The organism is Bradyrhizobium genosp. SA-3, from assembly GCF_004212635.1.
Taxonomy (GTDB): domain Bacteria; phylum Pseudomonadota; class Alphaproteobacteria; order Rhizobiales; family Xanthobacteraceae; genus Bradyrhizobium.
The window spans coordinates 1-26,754 of sequence record NZ_PSRT01000054.1 but is presented as its reverse complement, the minus strand read 5'-3'; the positions used below and the strand labels follow the sequence as shown (position 1 = coordinate 26,754).

The following is a 26,754-nucleotide window of genomic DNA, read 5'->3' as shown; positions in this document are numbered from 1 at the left end:
CAATCTTCCCGGCGCGAGTCATTTGACCGCTCCCCCAGGGGTTTTTGCTGCGCACCTATTAGCGCGTTTTCACGAGAACAGGGATCGAACAAAGAGAGGGAAATGGTGCGCCGCTCCGAACAAAACTTCGAACTCGTATGTCATTGAATGTACTTACGATTTCTCATGACGCCGACGACCCGGCGGTCGTCGGGCTTTTCGCCACGACTCCACGCGCCTTGGCCGTTCGGAGTGATAGGATCAGGTGCCGAGGGCAGATTTCGCGGCGCCGGATCGCGGTCAAGATAACGGCGCTCGAAGCGATCAACTCCAGAAGCAAGCTGACGATCGCGATTGCGATCGGACGATGCGAGAGACGGAGGACGTTATGGAAGCGTGGCGTGACGACAAGGCCCGGTCGACCCTGATTCGCGATGCCGCGGGAAGCGTGCAGCTAGGCAACACGCCCCGGATTTTTGCCGAACTCCTGTTCGGCCACACCAATAGCGAGGATCTCGCCAACCACGACGCCGCTTCGCTGGCCTTCCTGGCCGAGCAGGCCTGGGAACATGTACAGCGGCGCACGGCAGGTCGCGCCGATATCCGCATCGTCAATCCGATGATGCCGGATGGCCGCGAGATCTCCGTGCTCGAAATTCTCAACGACAACATGCCCTTCCTGTTCGATTCCACGCTGGCAGAGCTCGCCGAGCAAGGCATCGAGGTCACCCTGGTCGCTCATCCTATCATCGCGGTGGAGCGCGACGAGCAAGGCAAGCTGGTTCGCTTCCATGGCGAAACCCTGCCGGAGGGAGCGAGGGGCGCGCGCGAAAGCCTCATCCATCTCCACATCACCCGCATCGACGTCGACGCCGACCGCCAAAGGCTGGTCGATGGGTTGACCATGACGTTGAATGACGTGCGCGCCTGCGTAACCGACTGGAAGCCCATGCGTGCCCGCATTGAGGAGGCGATCAAGGTCTTCTCGACCAATCCGCCGCCGCTGCCGATTGACGAGATCGCCGAAGCCAGCCAGTTCCTGCATTGGCTGTGCCTGGACAATTTCACCTTTCTGGGCGTGCGCGAATATCGCTTTTCGCCCGACAGCGATGCGTCGGACGACATCACGACCGGTGAGGGCCTCGGCATCCTGCGCGATCCCGAGGTGAAGGTCCTGCGCCGCGGTCGCGAAATGGTGGTGATGACGTCGGAAATTCGCGAGTTCATGCGGGAGCCGAGCCTCCTCATCGTCATCAAGGCCAACGTCTCCAGCCGCGTTCATCGCCGCATCCGGTTGGACTATGTAGGCATCAAGCTCTATACCGCCGACGGCCGGCTCGAAGGGGAATTGCGCCTCGTCGGTCTGTTCACGTCCGGCGCCTATACCCGCTCGGTCAAGCAAATCCCTTATGCCCGCCACAAGGTGGCGCAGGTGCTGCAGCGCGCCGGCTTCGACCCGAACAGCCATTCGGGCAAGGCCCTGACGCATATTCTCGAAGATTATCCGCGCGACGATCTGTTCCAGATCGACGTCGAAACGCTCTACAATTTCGTCATGGAGATCCTGATCCTCTATGAGCGCCCCCGTGTCCGGGCGCTGGCACGCGTGGACAAGTTCGATCGCTTCGTCTCCATCCTCTGCTTCATTCCGCGCGACAAATACGACACCGACGTGCGCACGCGCGTCGGCGCCTTCCTCTCGCAAGTCTACAAGGGGACCCTGTCGGCCTCCTACGTGTCCTTCCCCGAAGGATCACTGGCGCGCGTCCACTACATCATCGGGCGATATGAAGGTAAGGCCCCGGTCGTCGAGCGCGAGACACTCGAAGCCGGGATCAGCGCCATTGCCGAGTCCTGGGGCGACAAGTTGAAGGTCGCGCTCGCGGCGTCTGTCGACGGCATGCGGGCGCGCATGCTCGCAGGCCGCTATGCCCAGGCCTTTTCCGGCGGCTACACCGAGATATTCAGCGCCGAACAGGCGATCGCCGACATCACCACCATCGAAAAGCTCAACTCAGCCCGACCGGTGACGATTTCGGTTTACCGCCTCGAGGAGGACGACGATCCCAGGCGATTCGGCCTGAAGGTTTTCTCGGATGCCGCACCGCTGTCGCTATCCTATCGCGTGCCGGTGATTGAAAATCACGGCTTGAACGTGGTCAACGAACGCACCTATCAGATCGTGCCGCGCACCAGGCAGGCGCCGGTATGGCTGCACGATATGACAATCGAGACCAGCGACGGCAAGCCGATCGCACTCAGCCATGAATTCAACCATCGTCTGGAAGCCTCGATCATGGCGGTGGTCCGCGATCGCGCCGAATCCGACGGGTTCAACGCACTGATCCTGCGCACGGCCCTGAGCTGGCGGGAAGTATCGACGATCCGCGCGCTGTCGCGATACCTCCATCAGATCCGCGCCCCGTTCACCCAGGACTATATGTGGGAGACCCTGCGCAAGAACGCCGCGATTACCGCCAACATCGTCGCCCTGTTCCAGGGCCGCCTCGATCCGCGCCTTGGACTCACGGTTGCGGAGCGCTCGGCGCGCGAGATGGCCCTCGTCGCCGAGATCGAGGAGCAGCTCAAATCCGTCGCCTCGCTCGATGAAGATCGCATCCTGCGCCGCTTCACTAATCTGGTACAGGCAACCATCCGCACCAATTTGTGGCAGGTCGGTCAGGATGGACATCCGCATCCGGTGATCTCCTTCAAGTTCGACGCCCGCAAAATCGAGGCCCTGCCGGCACCGCGACCACTATACGAGATTTTCGTCTACTCACCCCGCGTCGAGGGCATTCATCTGCGCTTCGGCAAGGTCGCGCGCGGCGGTCTGCGCTGGTCCGACCGGCCGCAGGATTTCCGTACCGAGATCCTGGGCCTCGTGAAGGCACAACAGGTGAAGAACGTCGTGATCGTGCCGGTCGGGGCCAAGGGCGGCTTCGTGCCCAAGCGCCTGCCCTCGCCCTCCAGTCGTGACCACTTCATGGCGGAAGGCACCGAGGCCTATCGCATCTTCGTTCGCACGCTGCTCGAACTCACCGACAATCTTGACGGCGACGACATCGTGCCGCCCGACTCGACCGTGCGGCATGACGCCGACGACCCCTACCTGGTCGTCGCCGCCGACAAGGGCACCGCCACCTTCTCCGACATCGCCAATGCGATCTCGACCGAGAAGCACCATTGGCTCGGCGATGCCTTCGCCTCCGGCGGCAGCCAGGGCTATGACCACAAGAAGATGGGGATCACGGCGCGAGGCGCGTGGGAGGCGGTCAAGCGTCACTTCCGCGAGCTTGGCACCGACATCCAGACCAAGCCGTTCACGGTTGCCGGCGTCGGCGACATGTCGGGCGATGTCTTTGGCAACGGCATGCTGCTCTCGCCGGCGACGAAGCTCATCGCGGCGTTCGATCACCGCGACATCTTCATCGATCCCTCGCCTGATCCGGCGATCAGCCTCGCCGAACGCAAGCGCCTGTTCAACCTGTTGCGATCGAGCTGGCAGGACTACGACAAGTCCCTAATCTCGCAAGGCGGCGGCGTGTTCTCGCGCTCGCTCAAGGCGATCCCGCTTGCGCCGGAAGTGCGCACGCTGCTTGATCTCGACAAGCCGCAGGCCACGCCTTTCGAGGTGATGACGGCGATCCTCAAGGCCCGCGTGGACCTCCTGTGGTTTGGCGGCATCGGCACGTATATCCGCTCGTCCTCGGAAAGCGATGATCAGGCCGGCGACCGCGCCAACGATCCGATCCGCATCGCGGGCGCCGATGTCCGCGCCCGGGTGATCGGCGAAGGCGCCAATCTCGGCGTCACCCAGCGCGGCCGTATCGAGGCGGCGCAGAAGGGCGTGAAGCTCAATACGGACGCCATCGACAATTCGGCGGGCGTGAATACGTCCGACGTCGAGGTCAATATCAAGATCGCACTGGCGCGTCCCGAGCGCGAGGGGCGCCTCACCCCTGGCGACCGCAACGACCTGCTCGCCGCGATGACCGAGGAGGTCGGCGCACTGGTGCTGCGCAACAATTATCTTCAGACGCTGGCGCTCTCGCTGGCCGAACGGAAGGGCGTGGCCGAGATCGGCTTCCTCACCCGCCTGATGCAATCGCTCGAGCAGCGCGGCCTGCTTAGCCGCGCCGTGGAGTTCTTGCCCGACGATGCGGCGATCACTGAACGCACGAGACGCAACCAGCTCCTGACGCGGCCCGAGCTTGCCGTGTTGCTCGCTTACGCCAAGCTGACGCTCTACGACGACCTGCTCGCGACTGGCGTACCTGACGATCCCTATCTCGCCCGCGAACTATCCCAGTATTTTCCGCACCAGGTGCAGGAGAAATTCCCGACAGCGGTGCAATCGCACCGGCTCCGGCGGGAGATCATCGCCACCAGTCTCGCCAATGCCGTGATCAATCGGGGCGGCCCGGCCTGCGTCGTGCGCCTGACCGACGAGACCGATGCCGATATCGCCACCATCGTCACGGCCTTCGTGGCGGTGGATGAATCCTACGGCCTCAAGCGGCTCAATGCCGCGATCGATGCACTCGACACCCGCATCGACGGGCAGTTGCAGCTTGGCCTCTACGCGTCGCTTCAGGATCTCCTGCTCTCACGCATGGTCTGGTATGTGCGCAATGCTGACCTCAATGCCGGTCTGGACGCCGTGATCGCGCGCTTCGGTCCCGGAATCCGGGAGATCGCCGCCGGGCTCGACAAGACTCTGCCGCAGGACTTGCAGGCTGGGCGCACCAAGCGGCGGCGAGATCTGATCGATGCCGGCGTCCCGGCGGGCCTTGCCGCGGACCTCGCCGATCTCGACGCGCTCGTCTCCGCGCCGGATATCGTCACCGTCGCAGAGCGCACCAGCCGGGCCATCGGTGACGCCGCCGCGACCTTCTTCGCCGCCGAGGCCGATTTCAGGCTCGATCGCATCATCGCCGCCGCGCGCAGCGTGCCGGCCAGCGATAATTACGAACGTCTCGCCATCGATCGTGCCGTCGACCAGATCGCGGCCGCGGAAAGAGCGCTGGTCGCCAACATGCTGGCAAACGGCGAATCCGGCCAACAGGCCGCCGGCGACTGGCTCGCGGCTCATCCTGAGGCGATGCGCGTCCGCCGCTCGGTCGAGGAGATCGCGGCCAGCGGCCTGACGCTCGCCAAGCTCACGGTGGCAGCCAATTTGCTGGGAGACCTCGTCAAGACCTGAGGCGCGACGGCAGCACCGCGGTTCGCGACATAGAACGCGCACGAACGCTGATTTCGCAGCCGTCTCTCAGCTTCCAGGAAGGCCTACGAGGTCCGGCGAGCAAGCTCATAGTGCGCCATTCAGGATAAAACCGCGAACTCGTATGTTATTGAATTAGCTATATAATTTAAGACGTAAGCGCATTATGCAACTGAAATCGTAACGCACGACGTCACGACACCTTGCCCGGACGGGGTGGACCATACATTCCGTCCAGACCATGGCGTCGGCCAGCAACCGCTTTAGCCGCGTGTTCTCGTCCTCCAGCGTCTTCAGCCGCTTGGCCTCCGACACCTCCATACCGCCGAACTTCGTTGTTCATTGGTAGATGCTGGCGTCGCTAACGCCACGCTTGCGGCAGATCGGCGGCCGAAACGTCGGCCTCATGCTCTTTCAAAATTCCGATGATCTGCTCTTCCGAAAGGCGGCTACGCTTCCGTGGTCTGGTCCCGGTGCGGCGCGTCATCACCGCAGTCCGCGTCGAAGCGTCGCATCATTCCGAACATTCTTGCCAAACCCCTGCGCAAGACTTTGACTTGTTCCAATAAAAAAGAGCTGATCCGCAACGGATCGCTATTCCAAGGGGAGGAGGCAGCCATGACCAAATCAAAGAAGGGCAGCACTTCGAGCCGCCGCGGCTTTCTCAAGGTCGCTGCTGCGGGTGCCGCCGCGACGGTAGCCGCGCCGAGCGTCGTCAGCGCCCAGGGGCCGATCAGCATGCGCTGGCAAAGCACCTGGCCGTCAAAGGACATTTTCCACGAATACGCCCTCGACTACGCCAAGAAGGTCAACGACATGACCGGCGGCGATCTGAAGATCGAAGTGCTGCCGGCAGGCGCTGTCGTGCCCGCCTTCGGCCTGCTCGATGCCGTGTCCAAGGGCGTGCTCGACGGCGGCCATGGCGTGCTGGTCTATCACTATGGCAAGCAGACCGCGCTGGCGCTATGGGGCTCGGGCCCGGGCTTTGCGATGGACGCCAACATGCTGCTGGCCTGGCACCGCTATGGCGGCGGCAAGGAACTGCTCGAAAAGCTCTATGCGTCGATCGGCGCCAACGTCGTCTCGTTCCCCTACGGGCCGATGCCGACCCAGCCGTTCGGCTGGTTCAAGAAGCCGATCACCAAGCCCGAGGATGTCAAGGGTCTGAAATTCCGCACCGTCGGAATCTCCATCGACGTTTACTCGGGGATGGGCGCAGCCGTGAACGCGCTGCCCGGCGGCGAAATCGTAGCTGCCATGGACCGCGGCCTGCTCGATGCGGCCGAGTTCAACAACGCCACCTCCGACCGCGTGCTTGGCTTCCCCGATGTCTCCAAGGTCTGCATGCTGCAGAGCTATCACCAGAATGCCGAGCAGTTCGAGATCACGTTCAACAAGGACAAGTACAACGCGCTGCCGGACAAGATAAAGGCGATCATCGCCAACGCGGTGGACGCGGCTTCTGCGGATATGTCCTGGAAGGCGATCGACCGCTACTCCAAGGACTATGTGGAGCTGCAGACCAAGGACAACGTCAAGTTCTACAAGACGCCGGATGCCATCCTGAAGCAGCAGCTCGAGATCTATGACGGCGTGGTGAAGAAGAAGGCGGCGGAGAACCCGCTGTTCAAGGAGATCGTGCAGTCGCAGATCGAGTTTGCCAAGCGCGCGACGCAGTGGGAGCAGGATACGGTGGTGAGCCGCCGCATGGCCTACGATCACTATTTCGGGCCGAACGCCGCGGCCAAGAAGCTCTGACGCCGAAATAAAGCCGGCAGGGCGCCGTCCGGACCGACACCCGGGCGGTGCCTTGTGCTATGTTGGGGGCATATTTAATGCCGAACCTTATCAGATGAGCGTACAGCGTTTACTGCACACGATCGACGGCATCTCCACCTGGGTCGGCAAGGCGACCGCCTGGCTGATGATCCTGCTGATGAGCGTCGTCTGCATCGAAGTGTTCAAGCGCTACGCCGTGAACATGCCGACGGCCTGGATCTTCGACGCCGAGAACATGCTGTACGGATCGCTGTTCATGCTGGCCGGCGCCTACACGTTGGCGCAGAACGCCCATGTCCGCGGCGACTTCCTGTATTCCTCGATGCGCCCGCGCACGCAGGCCGCGCTCGACCTCGTTCTCTACTTCGTCTTCTTCATCCCGGGCATCGCCGCGCTGATCTATGCTGGCTACTTCTACGCTGCGGACTCCTGGGCCATCAACGAGCATTCCAACGTCACGGCCGAGGGCCCGCCGGTCTACCACTTCAAGACCGTCATCCCGATCGCGGGCGCGCTGATCATGCTGCAGGGGGTCGCCGAGATCATCCGCTGCGTCGTGTGCCTGAAGACCGGCGAATGGCCGAGCCGGCTTGCCGACGTTGCCGAGACCGATGTCATCGAGGAGCAGCTCGCGCACTCTGAATATGTCGACGAGGAATCGCGCAAGCTCGCCATCGAGGGCGCGCAGCGCATCGATGAATTGGCGCGGCAGCGCGGCATGGGCGGGGACCTGAACACATGAGCGATCCGGCACTCGGCCTGTTGATGCTGACGCTCATCGTCGTCGTCATCATGATGGGCTTCGCCACGGCGTTTACGCTGATGGGCCTTGGCATGTTCTTCGGCTTCATCGCCTTCTACGACCCGTCGCAGAACTGGACGCACAACAAGGTGTTCGAGCTGATGGTCCAGCGCAGCTACGGCGCGATGACCAACGACGTATTGATCTCCATCCCGTTGTTCGTGCTGATGGGCTATGTGATGGAGCGCGGCGCGCTGGTCGACAAGATGTTCTATTCGATCCAGCTCGCCTTCCGCCGCGTGCCCGCCTCGCTGGCGGTCGCGACCCTGATCGTCTGCACATTCTGGGGCATCGCCTCAGGGCTCGTCGGCGCGGTAGTGGTGCTGATGGGCGTGATCGCCTTCAACCCGATGCTGCGCGCCGGCTACGACGTGAAGCTCGCCTCCGGCGTCATTACTGCGGGCGGCACGCTCGGCATCCTGATCCCGCCCTCGGTGATGATCATCGTCTACGCCGCGGTCGCGGGCCAGTCCGTGGTCAAGCTCTATGCGGCCGCGATGCTTCCGAGCTTCTTCCTGGCGTTCCTCTATCTCGTCTATGTCATCGGCTGGGCGATGATCAACCCGAAGATCGCCCCGCCGCTGCCGGAGGAACAGACCCGCGTCCCCGTGCCGGAATGGATCACGAAGTTCTCGACCCTCTACTCGCCGAACCTGTTCGTCGGGCTGTCCAAGGCGCTGTTGTCGCCGACAAAAGCGAAGGCGCTCGCGATCGACGGCAAGCCGATGGGCTATGGCGCGATCGTGCAACACTTCCTCATTTCGCTGGTGCCATTCCTGTTGACCGCCATCACGCTCGGCACGGTCTGGTGGTATGTCGTGATCCACCAGCAGGCCGGCGCCGCGAGCGGAGCCGTCGAAGGCCTGCAGCAGCTCGGCAGCCCGGTCGAGCCGAAGGAGCTGTCGCCCGCCGAAAAGGGACCGGACACCCAGTTCTACATCTGGTTCGCGATATCAGCCGCCGTGCTGGCGGCGTGGACGGCGCGCTCTTACTTGCGCATGAACGGCGAACGCTTCGAAGTGTTGAAGCTCTTGACGTCGTCGGTGATGCCGCTCGGCATCCTCACCGTCGTGGTGCTGGGGGTGATCCTGTTCGGCATCACGACCGCGACCGAGTCCGCCGGCGTCGGCGCCGCCGGCGCCTTCATCCTCGCGTTCCACGCCCGCACGCTCGACTGGAAGCGCACCAAGGAAGCGGTGTTCCTGACCGCAAAGACGACCGCGATGGTGTGCTGGCTGTTCGTCGGCTCGGCGCTGTTCTCGGCGGTGTTCGCCATTCTCGGCGGTCAGGCGCTGCTGGAAAGCTGGGTGCTGTCGCTCAACATGACGCCCGTGCAGTTCATGATCTTGTCGCAGGCGATCATCTTCGTGCTGGGCTGGCCGCTCGAATGGACCGAGATTATCATCATCTTCGTGCCGATCTTCCTGCCGATGCTGAAGCACTTCAACATCGATCCGATCCTTTGGGGCACGCTGGTGTTCGTGAACTTGCAGGCCGCGTTCCTGTCGCCGCCGGTCGCGATGTCGGCGTTCTATCTCAAGGGCGTCGCCCCGAAGCACGTTACGCTGAACCAGATCTTCGCCGGCATGATGCCCTACATGCTCGTCGTGATCCTGTGCATGGTGATCATGTATCTCTGGCCCGGCATGACGCTGTGGCTGCCGAACTATCTGTACGCGAGTTGAGGCGCAGCGGTGAGCACCGGGCGCTTGTCAAACGCAAATGGTGCCCAGGGGCGGAATCGAACCACCGACACTGCGATTTTCAGTCGCATGCTCTACCAACTGAGCTACCTGGGCGTGCTCCAAGAGAGGGGCCAAAGCCCATCGAGCGGGCGGTTTATAGTGGGCTAGAAGCGGCCTGTCCACCCGGCTTCGCCAACAGGCTTCGCCGGGCGCGGCCCGGCTGTGCACAAGGTGACTTGGGCTTGCTGCGGCTGGCACGCAGCGGGCTGAACGCTCAAATAAATATTTGATATTGTTTAGCTATTCTACGTCATCGGTCTCGTCGTCGCGGCCGGGGATGACGTAGGAGCCTTTCAGCCAGCGGTTCAAATCGACGTCGCGGCAGCGCGAGGAGCAGAACGGGCGGGTGGCCTCTGACTGCGGCTTACCGCAGATCGGGCAGGTCTTGAGGGGGGCAGCGGGCGTTTTGACGTGATCGTTCATGGTCGGGGCAGCTTACACGAGGTGAGGCAGTTCAAGCGTCTGCCGGCAAACGGGTTCCTCGGTCGGGCACGCAGGCGCGACGCCAGGGCCCCGCGGGCCAATTCTACTGTGCATAGGGTTGTGTTCGCGTTTGTTGTCGGCGGCGCTGTGGTGCTCACACCGCGGTGGCGTTGAGCCAGCCGAAGCGGGTCGGAAAGCCCTCGCCGCCGAGCAGGGCCGTGGTCTCGTACAGCGGCAGGCCGACCACGTTGGTGTAGGAGCCGACCATCTTGACCACGAACGAGCCGGCGATGCCCTGCACGGCATAGCCGCCGGCTTTGCCGCGCCATTCGCCGGAGCCGATATAGGCCTGGATGTCGTCTTCCGAGAGGCGCTTGAAGCGGACGCGGGTCTCGACCAAGCGCTGGCGGAAGGCCTCGCGCGGCGTCACGAGGCAGATCGCGGTGTAGACCCGGTGGTTGCGGCCCGACAGCAGCCGCAGGCACTGCGCGGCTTCGTCGACCAGGTTGGCCTTGGGCAGGATGCGGCGGCCGACCGCCACCACGGTGTCGGCAGAGAGGATGAAGGCGCCGCGCAGCTCGTCATCCAGCTGCACCGATTTCAGCGCCGCATCGGCCTTGACCCGGGCGAGGCGGTTGGCGCAGGCGCGCGGCAGCTCGCCCCGCTTCGGCGTCTCGTCGACGTCGGCCGGCCGGAGCGCGTCCGGCTCGATGCCGGCTTGGTTGAGCAGCGACAGGCGTCGCGGCGAACCGGAAGCAAGTACGAATTTGGGGCGGCCGAGCATCAGGTGATTTGGGGGATGAAGCAGGAGTGAATTGCGCGCGGAACCTATCGGAAGGGGGCCGTTTTCACAACCCGGGAACCCGGTCTTTACTGATTCGTGGCTTCCGACATGCGTGTGCCCGCAGTCTGTGACGCGGGTGTTACGCCTTCTTCGCCTCTCCCCCCGCGCGGGGAGAGGCCGGAATTCAAGCGTGCTTGAATTCCGGGTGAGGGGGACTCTCCACGATTCTCACTATCACCGTTCTCGCGGAGACTCCCCCTCACCCCCAACCTCTCCCCGCAAGCGGGGCGAGGGGGAAGATACGCCGCGTCCGGGGCACGAGATCAGCCTGACGCAGCGCCCGCCTTCGCGAACCGCCGGCGGATGCGCATCAGGAGCTGATCGCAGACCTCGCGATAGGCGGCGAGCTTCTGGTCACGGCTGCCTTCGATGGTGGTGGGATCCTGCGTCGGCCAGTATTCGACGTCGGCGGCGAGCGTGCGGGTCAGCTCCAGCGCCCTGTGGTGCGCCTCCGGCGACAGCGTGATGATGAGGTCGAAGTTCAATCCCTCCCAGTCCTCCAGTTCCTCGAAGGTCTGCGGCCTGTGGGCGGAGATGTCCTGGCCGAGCTCGGCCATCACGGACACCGCAAACGGATCGAGGTCGCCCTTCCTGGTGCCGGCCGACCTCACGTAGAGGCCCTGCGGAAACATGTGCTGCAACAGGCTCTCAGCCATCGGCGAGCGCACGCTGTTCATCGCGCAGGCGAACAGCACCGATTGCGGATCGCGTGCGCGTGGCGGACCCGCCATCGCACTTAGCCTCTTTCGATAGAGGGCGTGGCCTTTTCGGAAAACCGCTGCACACTTTTCCGGGCCATGCCCTAGCCCTTCCAGTGCAGGACGGTAATGAGCGTGAACAGTCGCCGCGAGGTCTCGAAGTCGACCCGCACTTTGCCCTTCAGCCGCTCCTGGAGCGTGCGCGATCCCTCGTCATGGATGCCGCGGCGGCCCATGTCGATGGCCTCGATCTTGTCCGGCGTCGCGGTCCGGATCGCCTGATAGTAGCTGTCGCAGATCATGAAATAGTCCTTCACGATCCGCCGGAACGGCGTCAGCGACAACAGATGCGCGACCACCGGTGTGCCGTCCTCGCGGCGGATGTCGAACATCAACCGGTTGCCGGTGATGCCGATATGCAGCGTGAACGGGCCCTGCCCGTCGGCGCCGTCGGGCGCGAACAAATTCTGCTCGATCAGGTCGTAGATCGCGATCGCGCGCTCATGCTCGATGTCCGGCCCGGAACGGCCGATCGAGTCTTCGTCGAGCGTGACGCCAACGATGCGATTGTTGGAGTCGTCCTGTTCGGGCGGCTTTATCATGACAGATTGAGGCGCAGTCCAATCGAGCGCGAATGGGCGTCCAGCCCCTCCGCTTGTCCGAGCGTCATCGCGGCCGGGCCCAGCGCACGCAGCTGATCCGGGCCACATTTCAGGATCGAGGTGCGCTTCATGAAGTCGTGCACCGACAGGCCTGAGGAGAATCGCGCCGAACGCGCAGTGGGGAGCACGTGGTTGGAGCCGCCGACATAGTCGCCGATCGCCTCCGGCGTATGTGCCCCCAGGAACACCGCACCGGCGTTGCGGATCTTTGCGGCGAGCGCATCGGGATCAAGAGTCATGATCTCGAGATGCTCGGCGGCGATCGCATCCGCGAGCGGGATGGCGTCAGCAAGATCCTTGACCATGATGATGGCGCCGAAATCAGCCCACGAGGCGCTGGCGATCGCGGCGCGCGGCAGCGTCTTCAGCTGCGCTGCGACCGCCTTTTCGACGTCGGCGGCAAGCCGCGCGGAATCGGTGATCAGGATCGATTGTGCGCTGGCATCGTGCTCGGCCTGCGCCAGCAAGTCCGCGGCGATCCAGTCGGCATTGCCGGTGTCGTCGGCGATCACCAGCACCTCGGAGGGACCGGCGATCATGTCGATGCCGACCTTGCCGAACACCAGCCGCTTGGCGGCGGCGACATAGGCGTTGCCGGGACCGACGATCTTGGCGACCGGCGCGATCGTTGCGGTACCGTGCGCGAGCGCGGCCACCGCCTGGGCGCCGCCGACCCGGTAGATCTCCGTGACGCCGCCGAGCGATGCCGCCGCCAGCACCAGCGGGTTGAGCTTGCCGTCGGGCGAGGGCACCACCATGACCAGGCGCACAACGCCGGCGACCTTCGCGGGCACGGCGTTCATCAACACCGAGGACGGATAGGCCGCGGTACCGCCGGGCACGTAGAGGCCGGCGGATTCGATCGCGGTGTAGCGCCAGCCGAGCTCGACGCCGAGCGGGTCGGTGAAACGCTCGTCCGTCGGGAGCTGGCGGCGGTGATAGGTCTCGATGCGGTCGCGCGCGAGCTTCAGCGCGTCCAGCGTCGCGGCATCGCAGGCCTTTGTCGCGGCTTCGATCTCGGCGGCGGTGACGCGCAGCCCCGATGCATCCAGCGCCAGCCGGTCGAACTTTGCCGTGGCCTCGAGCAGGGCCGCATCGCCCCGCCTGGCGACATCGTCGACGATCGCGCGCGCGGCGGCCTCGACGTCGGCGGAGACCTCGCGCTTGGCGGCGAGGAAGGCCGCGAATCGCTGGTCAAAATCGGCGCTGCTGCGGTCGAGACGAACGGGCATTCTGGCTTGGCTTCTGGCTGGTCTTTTGGGCGGATTGGCTCACCCGACCCCCTGCTCAATGGCGCGGCGGGGAAGCGGCGTCAACCCTTGGGAGATGTCGTCCCGGCCTAGTGCGCAATTGCGCACGGGGGGCCGGGACCCATAATCCCAAGGCTTTGTTGTTGAACACGGATGTGGCTCCGACTTGCTCAATAATCACCATCGGTGGCTATGGGTCCCGGCCTTCGCCGGGACGACGCTTGAGCTAATTGGCTGGTATACCGGCCACTTCACCCCTCCCCGTCGATCCCTGACCCCGTTCCCAGCGCGTCCGCCCCGAGGTCGGTCAGCTCGCATTCCAGGCATTCGACGTCGAGGCGGATGGCGCCGCCCTGGGCGAACAAAAGCAGGGCACTGCCGCCGGGCTCCTCGCTGCGGCCATCCTGGGGGTGAAACTCGATGCCGACGAGGTCCAAGACTTTGTCCGGCGTGGCGAGGTCGATGTTGCGCGATTTGCAGGCAAGCACGCGGTCGAAGCGGAGCGCAGCGACCAGCCGGCGCGGCTCGGCCTCGCCTTCCAGCGTCTGCTCCCAGTCCAGCCGGCTCATGCCGATGACAAGCCGTTTCTCGCTCTGCCGCCAAATGATGTCGGAGGCCTGGACACGGGCGTCCTGGACATGGGTCGAGATCACCGCGAGATCGTCGGCGTCGAGTGCGATCAGTTTGAGCTGGGGAGACATCGCCGGCGCTTCTCCTTCAGGGCGGACGGGGCTCAACGCGCGCGGGCGCCGAAATTTCCGCGGCAAGCTAACTGTCCCGTAGACTAGAGGCTATTGATATCCTCCATCCTCCATCCTCCATCCTCCGTCTCCAGCACGTTCCGCGGATACCCCTCCCGGGCGGCGCACCCCTCACCCGTCTCGCCGCTACGCCATAGCCGATGCGAAGCATCGGCGTTCTAAGGACGGCGGCCGAAGGCCGCCTATGCCACCCTCTCCCGCAAGGGGCCCGCAAGGGGAGAGGGTAATCGTGAAGCTTTACTCCTTGAAGAACGCCAGGAGGTCCGCGTTGATGGTCTCGGCGTGCGTGGTCGCATGCCGTGCGGGAAGCCCTTATAGGTTTTCAGGATGCCCTTCTTCAGCAGCTTGGCCGACAGCGGTGCGGAATCGGCGTAAGGCACGATCTGATCGTCATCACCGTGCATCACCAGCACCGGCACCGTGATCTTCTTCAAATCTTCGGTGAAGTCGGTCTGCGAGAACGCGACGATGCCGTCGTAATGCGCTTTCGCGCCGCCCATCATGCCCTGGCGCCACCAGTTCTGGATCACCGCCTCCGACGGCTTGGCGCCGGGACGGTTGTAGCCATAGAACGGGCCGGCGGGCAGGTCGCGATAGAATTGCGTGCGGCTGGCGGCGAGTTGCGCCTGGAGACCGTCGAACACGCTCTTCGGCAGGCCGCCGGGATTGGCGGGGGTCTGCACCATCAGCGGCGGCACTGCGGACAGGATCGCCGCCTTCGCGACGCGGCTCTCGCCGTGACGCGCGATGTAGTGCACGACCTCGCCGCCGCCGGTGGAATGGCCGACATGAATCGCGTTCTTGAGATCGAGATGCGCGGTGAGCGCGGCAAGGTCGTCCGCGTAGTGATCCATGTCGTGGCCGTCGGCGACCTGCGTCGAGCGGCCGTGACCGCGGCGGTCATGGGCGATGACCCGGTAGCCGTGCGTGACGAAGAACAACATCTGCGCGTCCCAGTCGTCGGCCGAGAGCGGCCAGCCATGGCTGAACACGATCGGCTGGCCCGAGCCCCAATCCTTGTAAAAAATCTCGACGCCGTCTTTGGTGGTGATGGTGGGCATGGATTGCTCTCTTTCGGTGAAAATCATCTGCGCGACGCGCGAACAAGCACGCGCCGATGATCCGCAGATAGTTGCGCGAGACCCCGAATGCGATGCCTCGCATCAACCCGGAAGCTTGAGAATCGTGTGATCAAGCAAACGCCATCGGCCTGAAGCGGCGCCAGGCACCGATGGTGAGCAGCACGAAGAACACCAGCACGATGCCCTGGACCACTGCGAACACCGGCCCCGACGGCGGCGCCGGCGGCACGGCGGGCGCGAGCGCGGCGAGCGCCGGCACCTTCAGGAACGATTGGATCACCAGCACGAAGACATTGAAATAGAGCGAGACCATCGCGGTCACGATGTAGACCGGGCGCCAGACGCCTTGGAGCTTCATGCCGTAGAGCGCGATGCAGGCGATCGCGAGCAGCACCAGCGAGATGATACCGATGATGTGCGAGGGCAGCAGCTCCTTGAAGGGAAACAGGAAGCCGGTTGCGCTGGTGAGGATCGTGAACAGCAGGAAGATCGCGGTGAGGCCCGGCATCGACTTCGAGCCGAGCAGGCCGAACATCACGACGAGGCCGGCGGCGATGGCGATCAGGCTAATGATGACATGGATCAGCGTGAAGGCGGGCAGGCTCAACCCAAGCACCATGACATCTCTCCTACTCTCCGCACTGAGACGATCAGAGTAGTATTACGGTCCTCATGGGATTGCCACCGGCATTGGTGTCACACAGGTGCGGGCAGCCATGCGTGATCGTGCGAATTGACAAACGCATGGCTGAACTTTTTGCATCGTCGTCACAAACGACGGCAGGCTTTCGACGAATATTGAATCGACGATTCAAACTTCCTTGGTGTCGAAGATCAGCAGGTCGGCGCCGCCGCTGGCGAATTTCGGCACGTCAGCGCCGGTCGCCTTGCCTTCCGGGCTGCTGAATGCGGCTTGGATGTCGGCCACGCTGTCAAAGGTGAGGATGGCGACGAGATGGATTCCGGAAGGGCCAGTGGGGGAGCTGACCGGTCCCTTGCTGACGGCGTATTTCTTCAGGCCGGGAAGTTTCTTGGCGAGTGGAATGTGCGTCTCGGCATAGTACTTGTCGAAGGCAGCAGCATCCTTGGGCGTTTTGTAGAGCACGACGATTTCAGCCATTTAGTCCTCCCTATGAATCTTTTGTTCGTTCCACGAGCAATACGCCTCGCGACGATAGTCTGCACCAAGCGGCGCGAAGGCAAGCCACATTCGTCTTGCCATTCCCTTGTCTTGTCCTTGCCTAAAGCGCCGGTTTTGCGGCGTCGCCGAGATAGCCGTGCAGGGAGGCGACGACCTGCGCGCCTTCGCCGATGGCGCCGCCGACGCGCTTGACCGAGCCGGAGCGGACGTCGCCGACGGCGTAGACGCCGGGCACGGAGGTCTCGAGCGGCGCCACCAGCTTGCCCTGGTTCTGCTCGGACTGCGCGCCTGTCACGACGAAGCCGCCGCGATCGAGCGTGACACCGCAGCCGTCGAGCCAGGAGGTCGCGGGATCGGCGCCGACGAACAGAAAGAGATTGCGGATGTCGGCGGCATCCTCGTCGCTGGACAAGCGGCTCTTCCAGCGGATGCGCCGCAGCAGCGCGGCCTCATCGCCTTCGAGCGCCGTGATCTCGGTGTTGAACATCAATTCGATGTTCGGCGTCGCTTCGATGCGCTCGATGAGATAGCGCGACATGCTGGCGCCCAAGCCACCGCCGCGGATGATCATCAAGACTTTCTTCGCATGACCCGAGAGGAATACGGCGGCCTGGCCGGCCGAATTGCCGGCACCGACCAGCGCCACCTCCTCGCCGGCGCAGAGCCGCGCCTCGACTGGCGAGGCCCAGTACCAGACGCCGCGTCCCTCGAACTTGTCGAGGTTCGCGATCTCCGGCCGGCGATAACGCGCGCCGCTCGCGACCACCACCGCGCGTGAGCGCAAGGGATCGGCGCCGTCGAGCGCCACCGAAAATGCGCCGTCCTTGCGCGTGCAGTCGAGCGACTTCACCGTCACAGGAATCATGATGTCGGCGCCGAACTTCTGGGCCTGGGTGAAGGCGCGCGCGGTCAGCGCCTGGCCGGAAATGCCGGTCGGAAAGCCCAGATAGTTTTCGATGCGCGCGCTGGCGCCGGCCTGGCCGCCGAAGGCGCGGGTGTCGAGCACGGCGACGGACAGCCCTTCGGACGCCGCATAGACGGCGGTGGCGAGCCCGGCCGGTCCGCAGCCGACGACAGCAACGTCGTAGATGCGGTCGCCCTTCGCCCCGCCGATCATGCCGATGGCGCGCGCAAGCTCGGTTTCATTGGGGTTGCGCAGCACCGCGCCGCTCGCGGCGACGACCAGCGGCCAGTCTTCCGGCTTCGGCGAATAGCGCGCGATCAATTCGGCCGCATCGCGATCATTTTCGGGATCGAGCAGATGATGCGGCTGGCCGTTGCGGGTGAGAAAGCCCTGCAAGCGCACCACGCCCGCCGAATGCGACGGACCGATCAGCACGGGACCGCCGATGCCGCCCTGGATCAGATTGACCCGGCGCAGGATCAACGCGCGCATGATGCGCTCGCCGAGCTCGGCCTCGGCGACCAGCAGCGCGCGCAGCCGCTCCGGCGGCAGCAGCAGCGTCTCGACATCGCCCTCGGCGCGGCCGTCGACCAGCGCCGGCTGTCCCGAGAGCTGGCTGAGCTCGGCCAAAAATTGCCCCGGCCCCTGGTCGATCACCGGGGTGACATGGCCAAGACCATCGCGCTGGGTGATGGCGACATGGCCCTTCAGCACGACGAACATGCCGGGTCCCGGCTTGCCGGTCTCGAACAGGAACTCGCCGTCGGCATAGCTGCGGACTTCGCCGAAGTGCCTGATACGCTCGATCTCGGCAGGCGTCAGCGCCGGAAAGGTCTGCTCGGGGCGGGTGAACCGCGACATCAGCGCGTCGCGATCGGTTCGTTGCTGTCCGTCCTGCCCCATTGCCACTGTCGTGCACTCCAAAATGTTAGCCGTCGGCCTTGCCGACGGTCCCCTCATTTGGGGACTCATCGTCGTTCTGCGAGGGCTCGGCCATTGCGGCGCGTTCGCGCGCCTGCACCTTCCGCCGCTTCAGGTTTTCGCGCAGGGCGGATTTCAGCCGGTTCTGCTGCCCATCCTGGCCGCGTGCTGCGGCTTTATCGGTCTCGTCGGTCATCATCCGGGCTCGTCAAGAAAGGGCCGCGTCGCGCTTTAGCATGCCCAAGGAATACGACAGCTCAAGAGGCCCGCGCGATCCGATCGTGCGAACTTCAAAATGGGCCAAATCCGATGGCGCAGCCAACTGGCCAATTGGCTGGGGACACCACTGGGACCAAAATCGTCCAAAATCGGTCATTTCGGGGCAAAAAGGCCACCTCCGCTCGGCAACGGGGCCGATTTTCTCGATTTGGCGGGGCCGGCAAGCTTGCACATGAGGGGGCCTTGTGGCATCCATCGCCCCGCTTGGCGGGCCCAATCGCGGCCCGATTCTGTGCCAGCATCTGCTGCCGTAGCTCAGTGGTAGAGCACTCCCTTGGTAAGGGAGAGGTCGACAGTTCAATCCTGTCCGGCAGCACCAGTGTTCCACACATGACAAGGCGTTCTCGCGGCGTGAAGTGCCCGAGTTTTGCTCTATTCCGTGCCCCTCTTCGGTGAAGAGGGCGCAGGGAAGGCCGGGTGCCGGCTGGCACCCAGGTCCGCTGCGCGAAGAATTTGCACACGCAAATGCGCAGGCGGAGAACAGGTGGGCCGGAAAACACCCGGCCTTCCCTGCGCGATGGTTTGACGGCTTATGCCTGCTCTCCCCGGAGCCGAGTTCCTTCTGGCCTCCGTCACCTCGCGAATTGACGATGCCTCGAGACCCGGTTGAGCCCAGAAGCATCTCCGCAAGGCTTGACCGTAGCAACGACGGTCAGGACCCACACGGTTTTGCCGTACGCAGCGGTCCGGCTTCGCCCAAAGGCTTCGCCGGACACGGGCGCCGTCCGTCCGCACGCAGCACGACCTCACGAGGTTCATCTCGCCCTGGCCCCACCTTCGCGTGCCCGACGCTGCCGCGTCCACCGCACCCCGGCCCACGTTTCGTTACGACGTACGATCGTCCCTCTCCCTGGGCCGGGATGGCAGGGAGAATGCCGCAATTCCGAATTTCGGTAAAGTGGAATATTTTTGCGGCGGGGGATTGACGGGATTTTGCGGGAGGCGGGTGTGTTGCCCGACGGGTCAACGTATCAGCTTATGACCCCCATAGCGAACTCGCGAGTCCAGCCCCAACGTGGAATATGATATTCTCTTCATCCACTCATTCGGGCATATAGGGAACCTATGCAGTTGCAATCGACCCTGACTTGTCCGGCCTGCTCCCATCAGGCCTCTGAGATTATGCCAACCGACGCTTGCCAATTCTTTTATGACTGCCCGGCGTGCGGTACGAGACTCAAGCCCAAGCCTGGGGATTGCTGCGTATTCTGCTCCTACGGAACTGTCCCCTGCCCGCCGATACAGGGCACCGTAAAGGCGCCTGCTGTGGCTGAGGCCAGTCTCGCCCGCGTACCGCCATGACTTCGGCTCCTGACGTGCTGCGCAGACGAAGAATCCGTTTATCCCCGAGGTCCCCACAGAATTAGGGCCGCTCCGACAAGGCAGACGCAAGTGCCACCGATATCCCAACGGTCCGGACGTAGGCCTTCGACCGCCCAAAGCCAGCCGAGCGAAGCCACGATGTAGATTGCTCCATATGTCGCGTAAGCCCGCCCTGCCGCACTCGACGACCTGACGAAGGCAACCGAGAAGACCACCGAAAAGACGGATCGCCCCTCTGCTTGCGGTGTCTGTTCTTAAAGCGTGTGCAAGCTCGTAGGATGGGTCGAGCGAAGCGAAACCCATCAAGGCCTTGCTCAGTGGCGAAGCATGATGGGTTTCGCAAGTGCTCTACCCATCCTACGTGCTGAACGGCCATGTCGCCTGAACGCACGTGGTGTTTGGACCCTCGTTGGGGTAATTTTTTTGTTGCAACTGATAACCGCGAGCGCATCATTTCCGCCGCGACATCAAGGGAGGACGATCATGACCTTCCGCGCACGAAGCCGTTTTGCTTTCTTCGTTTTATTCTCGCTGCTGACTACGGCAGACGTAGTTCGCGCAAGCAGTGAGGATGAAGTGAAGGCTCTTTTCGCGAGATTTGTCGCCGCACAAAACGCTCACGACCTCAAGGAGGTTGGCGAACTCTTGCACGATTCGGCTCAGTTTTTGTGGATCACGCGTGGCGCGCCTATCTGGGGCCATGACGCAGCAATCAAGCGTTTCGAGGCCCTGTATAAAGGCACTTGGTCCCTCGACCCGAAGATGGACGAACTGAAGGTGATCGAATTGCGGACGGGGGTCGCGCAACTCTACGTGCCGGTGACCTTCATGATTTCACCGTCTGGGCAGACTGCGCAGCCTACACGGTTTCTGATGAATCAAGTGCTGGTGAAGACGGGTGACGGTTGGAAGATCACGAGCATTCTTCCAATTCCTGCGCCTCAGCCATAAACCAGATTTTTTCGAATGGGCTACGGACTATGTGGTGACGAGCTTATCGAAAAGATGCAGTCGCACTGTCCGTTTGCCCCCCAAATTCGTGGTGATAGTGTCACAATCCGCGGTCTGTCCGGGAGGACACAATGGGATGGTTTGACCGGCTGTTTGGAAGGACGTTGGCGCCTACGACCCCACTCTTTGCGAGATTTAGGCGAAAATCACGGGCAGCGACTGATCCTGATCTTCTGAAGATTGCCAAAGACCGAAAAGGGCATGTCTCGCGGAGAGCCGTGAGAGATGAATATAATCGGCTGCTTCTGGAGAAGTACGCGCACGATAAGTCGTGACGTCTAAAGCGCGATGAGATGAGTGGCGTAGCCCGGATGGAGCGAAGCGTAATCCGGGGCCATTAGCCGCGGACGCAATCGTCCCGGATTGCGCTTCGCTCCATCCGGGCTGCGAACTGCATCGCAGATAGAGTTTCATCTCGCAGGCGTTTGCTCTTCGCCCACCTGCTGTGCGGCGAAGCGATCGTCAGCACGGCGTAGCCGTCGGCAGAGCTCGCGATTGATGTTCTGCAGGACGATCACATAGGCGTGGATGTCGGCCTTGTAGCAAGCATAGAGCTTTTGGGCGGTCAGCTCGTACAGCACGGTCGGGCTCTCCGCGACCACCGTGGCGGAGCGATTTTGCATTTCAATCAGCGTCATCTCGCCGAAGAAATCACCGCGCTCCAGACTGGAAATCGGAATGACGCTCCCCTTATTGGTCCGTTTGCTCACCGAGAGCCGACCGGATTTGACGATGAACATCGAGCGTCCCGGCTCGCCCTCCGCCACGACGGTTGCTCCGGCATCGAAGCGGCGCTCGACCAGCATCGAAATCAGGAGGTCGAGGCTTGGGTCCGGAAGACCGCCGAAGAACGGCGTCGCGAGCAGGAACGCCTTCAGATCGGGAGCGCTGACAGACATCGCGCGAGAATACGCCCCATCGCCATCTGCAGCAAGCAGAGCTCGTAGGATGGGGAGAGCCGACGCGAAACCCATCGGCCTTGTCCGATGGCGACACATGATGGGGTTTCGCAAGTGCTCTCTACCCATCCTGCGCGCTGCCACTACATGTGTTTCTTGCCGACGCGCATGATCGCGCAGCCCCTCCACACCGGTACCCCGACATGATCCCTATCTCCATCCTCGACCTCGCGCCCATCCGCCAAGGCGGCGATGCCGCGCAGGCGTTTCGCAACTCGCTCGATCTCGCGCAGCACGCCGAGAAATGGGGCTACAAGCGGTTTTGGCTGGCCGAGCATCACAACATGACGGGGATCGCGAGCGCGGCGACGTCGGTGGTGATCGCCCATGTCGCAGGCGGGACGAAGACGATCCGCGTCGGCTCCGGCGGGATCATGCTGCCGAACCATTCGCCGCTTGTCATCGCCGAGCAGTTCGGCACGCTGGAATCGCTTTATCCCGGGCGGATCGATCTCGGACTCGGGCGCGCGCCGGGCACCGACCAGTTCAAGGCGCGGGCGCTGCGGCGCGATCTTGCCACGGCTGCAGAGAACTTTCCGCATGACGTGCTGGAATTGCAGGCGCTGCTCGGCGATGTGCAGCCGAACCAGGCGATCCGCGCCGTGCCCGGCATGGGGGCCAAGGTGCCGCTGTGGATCCTGGGATCGAGCACCTTTGGCGCGCAGCTGGCGGCGATGCTCGGCCTGCCGTTCGCCTTCGCCTCGCATTTCGCCCCGCAGATGATGATGCCTGCGCTGCGCGAATATCGCGCGCGCTTCGAGCCATCAGCGCAGCTCGACAAGCCCTATGCGATGATCGGCGTCAATGTCTTCGCCGCCGACAGCGACGCGGAGGCGCAGCGGGTGTTCTCATCGCTGCAGCAGCAGTTCATCAATCTGCGCCGCGGCACGCCCGGCCCGCTGCCGCCGCCGGTGGACGACATGGACGCGCTGTGGTCGCCGGCGGAGAAGGCCGGCGTCGGCCAGGCGCTGTCCTGCTCCGCGGTCGGCTCGCCCGCCGTGGTCGAGGAGAAGCTGAAGGCGCTGATCGCCGACACCGGCGCGGACGAAGTGATGACCACGGGGCAGATCTACGACCACGCCGCGCGGCTGCGCTCGTTCGAGATCACGGCGGAGGTGCGGGATCGGCTGGCGGGGCGGTGAGCGCTGGAGGCCTGTCAGATCAGGCCTGGCTGCTGCAACGGACGAAGGTGCGCTCCCTCCCCCGCTTGCGGGGGAGGGTTGGGGAGAGGGTGCCTCCGCAATGAGACAATCCCCGAGAGGAAAGAGCCCTCACCCCGACCCTCTCCCGCAAGCGGGAGAGGGAGCGCACCGCGTTCGTGGCGAGACTCGAGCCCTCTAATCCGCAAAGCCGAACAGCTTCGCCGGATTGTGCACCAGGATCTTCTCCAGCTCCGCCTGGTCAGGCGCGTAGCGGTACATCAGCTCGAGCAGGTCGGCGTCATTCGGCGGCTGCTTGACGGAGACCGGGTGCGGCCAGTCGCTGGCCCAGACGCAGCGATCGAGAGCCGCCTCGATATAGGCGCGCGCGATCGGGATCACGTCGTCGTAGGGGGCCCCAGTCTTCGAGGTCTTCTCGCCGAGCGACAGCATGACCCAGAAATTGCCCTTGCCGAGCAGCTCCAGCATCTTGCGCAGATTCGGATCGTTCCTGCCGGCTTCGGGATCAGGGCGCGCCATGTGGTCGATCAGCACGGGCACGTCGAGATTCTCGTATTTGGCCACGCTGGACATGATGCCGTCCTTCTCGGGCTGGATCTTGACGTACCAGCCAAGCTCGCGGATGCGCGCGATGGCGCGGGCGAAATCGGCATCCGACAGCACGGCGCCGAGCTCCTGGCGGAAGCTGAAGCGCGCGCCGCGCACGCCGGCGTCGTGCAGCTTGGCCAGATAAGAGTCGCTCGCCTCCGCGAACACCAAGGCGTTGGCGCAGCCGCGATAGTTCGAGCCCATCGCAGCGAGGCCGTCGAGCACGACGGCATGGTCCGCGCCGTAAGTCGTGGTCTGCACGATGATGCCGCGCTCGATGCCGAGCGTCTTGTGCATGCGCAGCGCCGACTCCCAGGTCGCGGACGGCATCCGATAGGCCGCACCGGGACGCTCCGGATATTTGTCGATCGGACCGAGCACGTGAAACTGGCTGTCCACGGTCTTCGGCGGCGGCGCCTTGACCGGGCGGCGCGGATTGGGATCGAACGGCAGATAGGTCGGCATGCGCAAAACTCCCTCAGTCGATCACGGCGGTGAAGTCGCACTGCACCAGCGCGCCGCCGTCCATGTTGTCCATCGGCAGCGCGTGGCGCGCCGGTCGCGAATGCTCGTCCGGAAACATTTTTAGCCATTCCACATTGACGGGACCGCGCTGCGAACGGTCCTTCAGCCACACCGTCATCTTGATGATGTCGTCCGTGGTGCCGCCAGCCGCTTCCACCGTCGCCTTCATATGCGCGAACATGTTGGCGCATTGCGCATCCAGGCTCGACGGCATTTCGCCGGTCGCGCCGTCACGGCCGAGGATGACGCCCGACATCACGAGATTGCCGATACGGCAGGCATTCGGAATCGGATTGGCATGCTTGAAGCCGCCGATATGGATGCTCTTGCGCCGCGCGTGACCATTCATGGTGCGCTCCCTCTCACGTGTTGATTCAGACGAACTGGCACGACACCGAGCCGAAGGTGCCGTAATCGGCATGGAAGGTGTCGCCGCGGCGGATGTCGACCGGACGCGTGAACGATCCCGCCAGCACCACTTCGCCGGCGGCGAGATGTTCGTCATGCGGCGCAAGGCGGTTGGCGAGCCAGGCGATGCCGTTGGCGGGATGATTGAGCACGCCGGCGGCAAGCCCGGTCTCCTCGATCTCGCCGTTGCGGAACAGGAGCGCGCCGATCCAGCGCAGGTCCGCATCGAGAGGGCGGAACGGCCGGCCGCCGAGCACCAGCGCGGCATTGGCCGCATTGTCCGAGATCGTGTCCATGACCTTGCGGGTCTTGCCGGTCTCGGGATCGACGCGGTGCATGCGCGTCTCCAGGATCTCGAGCGCCGGCGTCACATAGTCGGTGGCGTTGAGCACGTCGAAGATGGTGCAGTCGGGCCCGCGCAGCGGTGCCTTCAGCACGAAGGCGAGCTCGACTTCGATGCGCGGCGCGTGGAAGCGGTCGAACGGAATCGGTGTGGCATCGGCATAGAACATGTCGGCGAACAGCACGCCGTAGTCGGGCTCATTGATGCCGACTGCGTTCTGCATCGCCTTCGAGGTCAGGCCGATCTTGTGGCCCTTGATGACGCGCCGCGGCCGAGCTGGAGCTTGGTCCAGGCGCGCTGGACCGCGTAGGCATCCTCGATGCTGAAGTCCGGATATTCTTTCGTGAACATCGGGATCAGCGCCTTGGTGCGCTCGGCTTCATCGAGGCGCGCGGCGAGACGTTCGATCGTCGCACCATCCAGCATGACTTAGCTCTCCGCGACGACGGTGTTGCGCAACACGCCGATGCGGCTCGACTCGACCTCGACGACGTCGCCCACCCTCAACCAGCGCGGCGGATCGAAGCGCGCGCCCGCCCCGGTCGGCGTGCCCGTCACGATCATGTCGCCGGGCTTCAATGTGGCAAAGGTCGAGAGATAGGAGATCAGGAAGTCGAACGGGAACATCAGTCGCTCGGTCGTCTCCTGCTGCCGCACCTCGCCGTTGACGCGCGTGACGATGTCGTGAGGCCCGCGCGGGTCGAGCTCGTCCGCGGTGACGATCCACGGGCCGATGCTGCCGGAGCGGTCGAAATTCTTGCCCTGCGTGACGTTGAACTTGCCGTGGCGCAGCCAGTCGCGGATCGTGCCCTCGTTGCACAGCGTCATGCCGAAGATGTGGCCCCAGGCCTTGTCGCGCGGGATGTGACGGCCGCCCTGCCCGATCACGATGACGAGCTCGCCTTCATAGTCGAGCTGGTCCGAAATCTTGGGCTTCTCGATCGGCTGGCCGGAGCCTGATATCGAGGACATGCTGCGCACGAACAGGCTGGGATATTTGGGCAGGTCCGAATTGTCTTTGTACTCGGCGTTGCGCTCGGCGTAGTTGACGCCGATGCACCAGAGCTTTTCCGGCGCCAGCACCGGCGGCAGCAGGGCGAGTTTTTCCAGCGCGTAGTCGGGCTGTTGCCCGGCGACTGCCTCCTGCGCATCGGCGAGCGCGTTGGCCGCGATCAGCGCCTTTACATCAGAGAAATCGCGGCCGATCCGCTTGGTCAGATCGACGACACCGCCGTCAACGGCCGCACCGTAGCGCGGCTCTCCGTCCACGAGATAGCTTACGAGTCGCATCGTCGTTCTCCAATGATGTCGCGGGCGCGGCCGCGGCCAGCGCGCTCAGTCGGTCGATTTGGGAGTCTGGAACACGGGGTTCAGCGTCACGATCTCGCCGAGCCGGGCGTAGCGCGGGCCGCCGATGCGCGCGATCGGATCGAGCGCCTTTGTCTCGACCTTGCCGTCCTTCACGAGGCCGTCGCGAATGTGGAACATGACGACCTCGCCGACGATGAGCCGGCTGCGGGCCTCGCCGAATTCCAGGCACTGTCGAAAGCGGCATTCCATTGCAACCGGCGCGGCGGCGAGCCGACGCACCTTGATGAGCTCGCAGGGCAGCGTTTCGAGCCCGAGATGCTCGACCTCGCTGATTTCAGGTGGATGCTCGATCGAGCTGTCGTGCATCGCGGACATCAGCGGGGTATCGGCGATGTGGATCACATATTCCTCGGTATCGAGGATGTTGTGCGCGGTGTCCTTGTAGTCGGCGCCCTTGCGGCCGACGCTGATGGCGAGCATCGGCGGCTTCTGCGAGACGAAGGTGAAGGCGCTGAACGGCGCGAGGTTGAGCAGGCCGGAGCGCGACAGGCTCGTCACCCAGGCGATCGGGCGCGGCACCACGATGCCGGTCATCAGGCGGTAGATGCGCTCGGCGCCGAGCTCGCTGGGAT

23 protein-coding genes, 2 tRNA genes and 3 pseudogenes are annotated in these 26,754 nt (G+C 63.8%); 8 read left to right on the top strand and 20 right to left on the bottom strand.

Going from position 1 to position 26,754, the window contains the following annotated elements; all coding sequences use genetic code 11:
- The first annotated feature begins 367 nt into the window (after positions 1-367).
- Positions 368-5,185 carry an NAD-glutamate dehydrogenase gene (locus tag CWO91_RS20095; protein ID WP_245471304.1) on the top strand — a complete coding sequence of 1,606 codons (4,818 nt, stop codon included), beginning with the start codon at positions 368-370 and terminating at the stop codon, positions 5,183-5,185.
- Positions 5,186-5,440: 255 nt separating this feature from the next.
- On the opposite strand, the pseudogene CWO91_RS20090 reads toward CWO91_RS20095, so the two are convergent.
- Positions 5,441-5,690 (bottom strand): annotated as a pseudogene (locus CWO91_RS20090) (transposase); the annotation flags it as partial.
- Between the two features lie 131 nt (positions 5,691-5,821).
- Between CWO91_RS20090 and CWO91_RS20085 the strand changes: the two are divergent.
- From CWO91_RS20085 to CWO91_RS20075, 3 genes are all read left to right on the top strand, one after another.
- Positions 5,822-6,961 (top strand): TRAP transporter substrate-binding protein, encoded by a 1,140-nt coding sequence (locus CWO91_RS20085; protein ID WP_130215578.1) that lies wholly within the window; start codon positions 5,822-5,824, stop codon positions 6,959-6,961.
- 94 nt (positions 6,962-7,055) lie between these two features.
- Positions 7,056-7,724, top strand: a complete 669-nt coding sequence (locus CWO91_RS20080) for a TRAP transporter small permease subunit (RefSeq protein ID WP_130215576.1) — start codon at positions 7,056-7,058, stop codon at positions 7,722-7,724.
- Positions 7,721-9,469, top strand: coding sequence for a TRAP transporter large permease (locus CWO91_RS20075; RefSeq protein ID WP_130215574.1), 1,749 nt, complete (start codon positions 7,721-7,723; stop codon positions 9,467-9,469). Before CWO91_RS20080 ends, CWO91_RS20075 begins: the two co-directional genes overlap by 4 nt.
- A 38-nt stretch (positions 9,470-9,507) precedes the next feature.
- Here CWO91_RS20075 and CWO91_RS20070 read toward each other — a convergent pair.
- The 12 genes and pseudogenes from CWO91_RS20070 to CWO91_RS20015 form a co-directional block, all read right to left on the bottom strand.
- Positions 9,508-9,583: transfer RNA gene (locus CWO91_RS20070), tRNA-Phe, on the bottom strand.
- Between the two features lie 186 nt (positions 9,584-9,769).
- On the bottom strand, positions 9,770-9,952 hold the full coding sequence (gene yacG, locus CWO91_RS20065) for a DNA gyrase inhibitor YacG (RefSeq protein ID WP_130215572.1): 183 nt from the start codon (positions 9,950-9,952) through the stop codon (positions 9,770-9,772).
- Positions 9,953-10,106: 154 nt separating this feature from the next.
- Entirely contained in the window at positions 10,107-10,736 is a 630-nt protein-coding gene (locus CWO91_RS20060) for a Maf-like protein (RefSeq protein ID WP_130215570.1), read from the bottom strand.
- Between the two features lie 323 nt (positions 10,737-11,059).
- Positions 11,060-11,527, bottom strand: a complete 468-nt coding sequence (locus CWO91_RS20055) for a low molecular weight phosphatase family protein (RefSeq protein ID WP_091895171.1) — start codon at positions 11,525-11,527, stop codon at positions 11,060-11,062.
- A gap of 71 nt (positions 11,528-11,598) precedes the next feature.
- Positions 11,599-12,096 (bottom strand): UPF0262 family protein, encoded by a 498-nt coding sequence (locus tag CWO91_RS20050; RefSeq protein WP_130215568.1) that lies wholly within the window; start codon positions 12,094-12,096, stop codon positions 11,599-11,601.
- On the bottom strand, positions 12,093-13,388 hold the full coding sequence (gene hisD / locus CWO91_RS20045; protein ID WP_130215566.1) for a histidinol dehydrogenase: 1,296 nt from the start codon (positions 13,386-13,388) through the stop codon (positions 12,093-12,095). The genes CWO91_RS20050 and hisD overlap by 4 nt, the downstream gene beginning before the upstream one ends.
- Positions 13,389-13,657: 269 nt before the next feature.
- Positions 13,658-14,107 (bottom strand): DUF2948 family protein, encoded by a 450-nt coding sequence (locus CWO91_RS20040; protein WP_130215564.1) that lies wholly within the window; start codon positions 14,105-14,107, stop codon positions 13,658-13,660.
- 297 nt (positions 14,108-14,404) lie between these two features.
- Positions 14,405-15,228: pseudogene (locus CWO91_RS20035) on the bottom strand (alpha/beta fold hydrolase).
- 130 nt (positions 15,229-15,358) lie between these two features.
- Positions 15,359-15,868, bottom strand: a complete 510-nt coding sequence (locus CWO91_RS20030) for a hypothetical protein (protein ID WP_130215562.1) — start codon at positions 15,866-15,868, stop codon at positions 15,359-15,361.
- A gap of 192 nt (positions 15,869-16,060) precedes the next feature.
- Positions 16,061-16,369, bottom strand: coding sequence for an EthD family reductase (locus CWO91_RS20025; RefSeq protein WP_128942883.1), 309 nt, complete (start codon positions 16,367-16,369; stop codon positions 16,061-16,063).
- A gap of 121 nt (positions 16,370-16,490) precedes the next feature.
- On the bottom strand, positions 16,491-18,197 hold the full coding sequence (locus CWO91_RS20020) for an FAD-dependent oxidoreductase (protein WP_165405569.1): 1,707 nt from the start codon (positions 18,195-18,197) through the stop codon (positions 16,491-16,493).
- A gap of 25 nt (positions 18,198-18,222) precedes the next feature.
- Positions 18,223-18,411, bottom strand: a complete 189-nt coding sequence (locus CWO91_RS20015) for a hypothetical protein (protein ID WP_130215621.1) — start codon at positions 18,409-18,411, stop codon at positions 18,223-18,225.
- A 327-nt stretch (positions 18,412-18,738) separates the two neighbouring features.
- Here CWO91_RS20015 and CWO91_RS20010 point away from each other — a divergent pair.
- Positions 18,739-18,813: transfer RNA gene (locus CWO91_RS20010), tRNA-Thr, on the top strand.
- A 746-nt stretch (positions 18,814-19,559) separates the two neighbouring features.
- Entirely contained in the window at positions 19,560-19,796 is a 237-nt protein-coding gene (locus CWO91_RS44355; RefSeq protein WP_130215556.1) for a GDCCVxC domain-containing (seleno)protein, read from the top strand.
- Positions 19,797-19,834: 38 nt separating this feature from the next.
- On the opposite strand, the gene CWO91_RS19990 is transcribed toward CWO91_RS44355, so the two are convergent.
- Positions 19,835-20,032 carry a hypothetical protein gene (locus tag CWO91_RS19990; protein WP_130215554.1) on the bottom strand — a complete coding sequence of 66 codons (198 nt, stop codon included), beginning with the start codon at positions 20,030-20,032 and terminating at the stop codon, positions 19,835-19,837.
- A 268-nt stretch (positions 20,033-20,300) separates the two neighbouring features.
- On the opposite strand from CWO91_RS19990, the gene CWO91_RS19985 reads away from it, so the two are divergent.
- Positions 20,301-20,768 (top strand): nuclear transport factor 2 family protein, encoded by a 468-nt coding sequence (locus CWO91_RS19985; RefSeq protein ID WP_130215552.1) that lies wholly within the window; start codon positions 20,301-20,303, stop codon positions 20,766-20,768.
- Positions 20,769-21,238: 470 nt separating this feature from the next.
- Here CWO91_RS19985 and CWO91_RS19980 read toward each other — a convergent pair whose 3' ends face one another.
- Complete coding sequence (locus CWO91_RS19980) at positions 21,239-21,727, bottom strand: cyclic nucleotide-binding domain-containing protein (protein WP_130215619.1); 489 nt, start codon at positions 21,725-21,727, stop codon at positions 21,239-21,241.
- A gap of 203 nt (positions 21,728-21,930) precedes the next feature.
- Here CWO91_RS19980 and CWO91_RS19975 point away from each other — a divergent pair, with 203 nt between their 5' ends.
- Positions 21,931-22,929 (top strand): LLM class flavin-dependent oxidoreductase, encoded by a 999-nt coding sequence (locus tag CWO91_RS19975; protein ID WP_130215550.1) that lies wholly within the window; start codon positions 21,931-21,933, stop codon positions 22,927-22,929.
- 195 nt (positions 22,930-23,124) lie between these two features.
- Here CWO91_RS19975 and CWO91_RS19970 read toward each other — a convergent pair whose 3' ends face one another.
- From CWO91_RS19970 to CWO91_RS19950, 5 genes and pseudogenes are all read right to left on the bottom strand, one after another.
- The gene (locus CWO91_RS19970) at positions 23,125-24,000 is read right to left on the bottom strand and encodes an amidohydrolase family protein (protein WP_130215548.1); all 876 of its coding nucleotides are present in this window, start codon (positions 23,998-24,000) and stop codon (positions 23,125-23,127) included.
- A 13-nt stretch (positions 24,001-24,013) separates the two neighbouring features.
- The gene (locus CWO91_RS19965) at positions 24,014-24,409 is read right to left on the bottom strand and encodes a RidA family protein (RefSeq protein ID WP_130215546.1); all 396 of its coding nucleotides are present in this window, start codon (positions 24,407-24,409) and stop codon (positions 24,014-24,016) included.
- A gap of 25 nt (positions 24,410-24,434) precedes the next feature.
- Positions 24,435-25,237: pseudogene (hpaH, locus tag CWO91_RS19960) on the bottom strand (2-oxo-hept-4-ene-1,7-dioate hydratase).
- Positions 25,238-25,240: 3 nt separating this feature from the next.
- Positions 25,241-26,101: a fumarylacetoacetate hydrolase family protein gene (locus CWO91_RS19955; protein WP_130215544.1), complete on the bottom strand. Its 861-nt coding sequence runs from the start codon at positions 26,099-26,101 to the stop codon at positions 25,241-25,243.
- Between the two features lie 45 nt (positions 26,102-26,146).
- Positions 26,147-26,754: flavin reductase family protein (locus CWO91_RS19950; RefSeq protein ID WP_208753046.1), on the bottom strand; the 608-nt coding region annotated here is incomplete at its 5' end.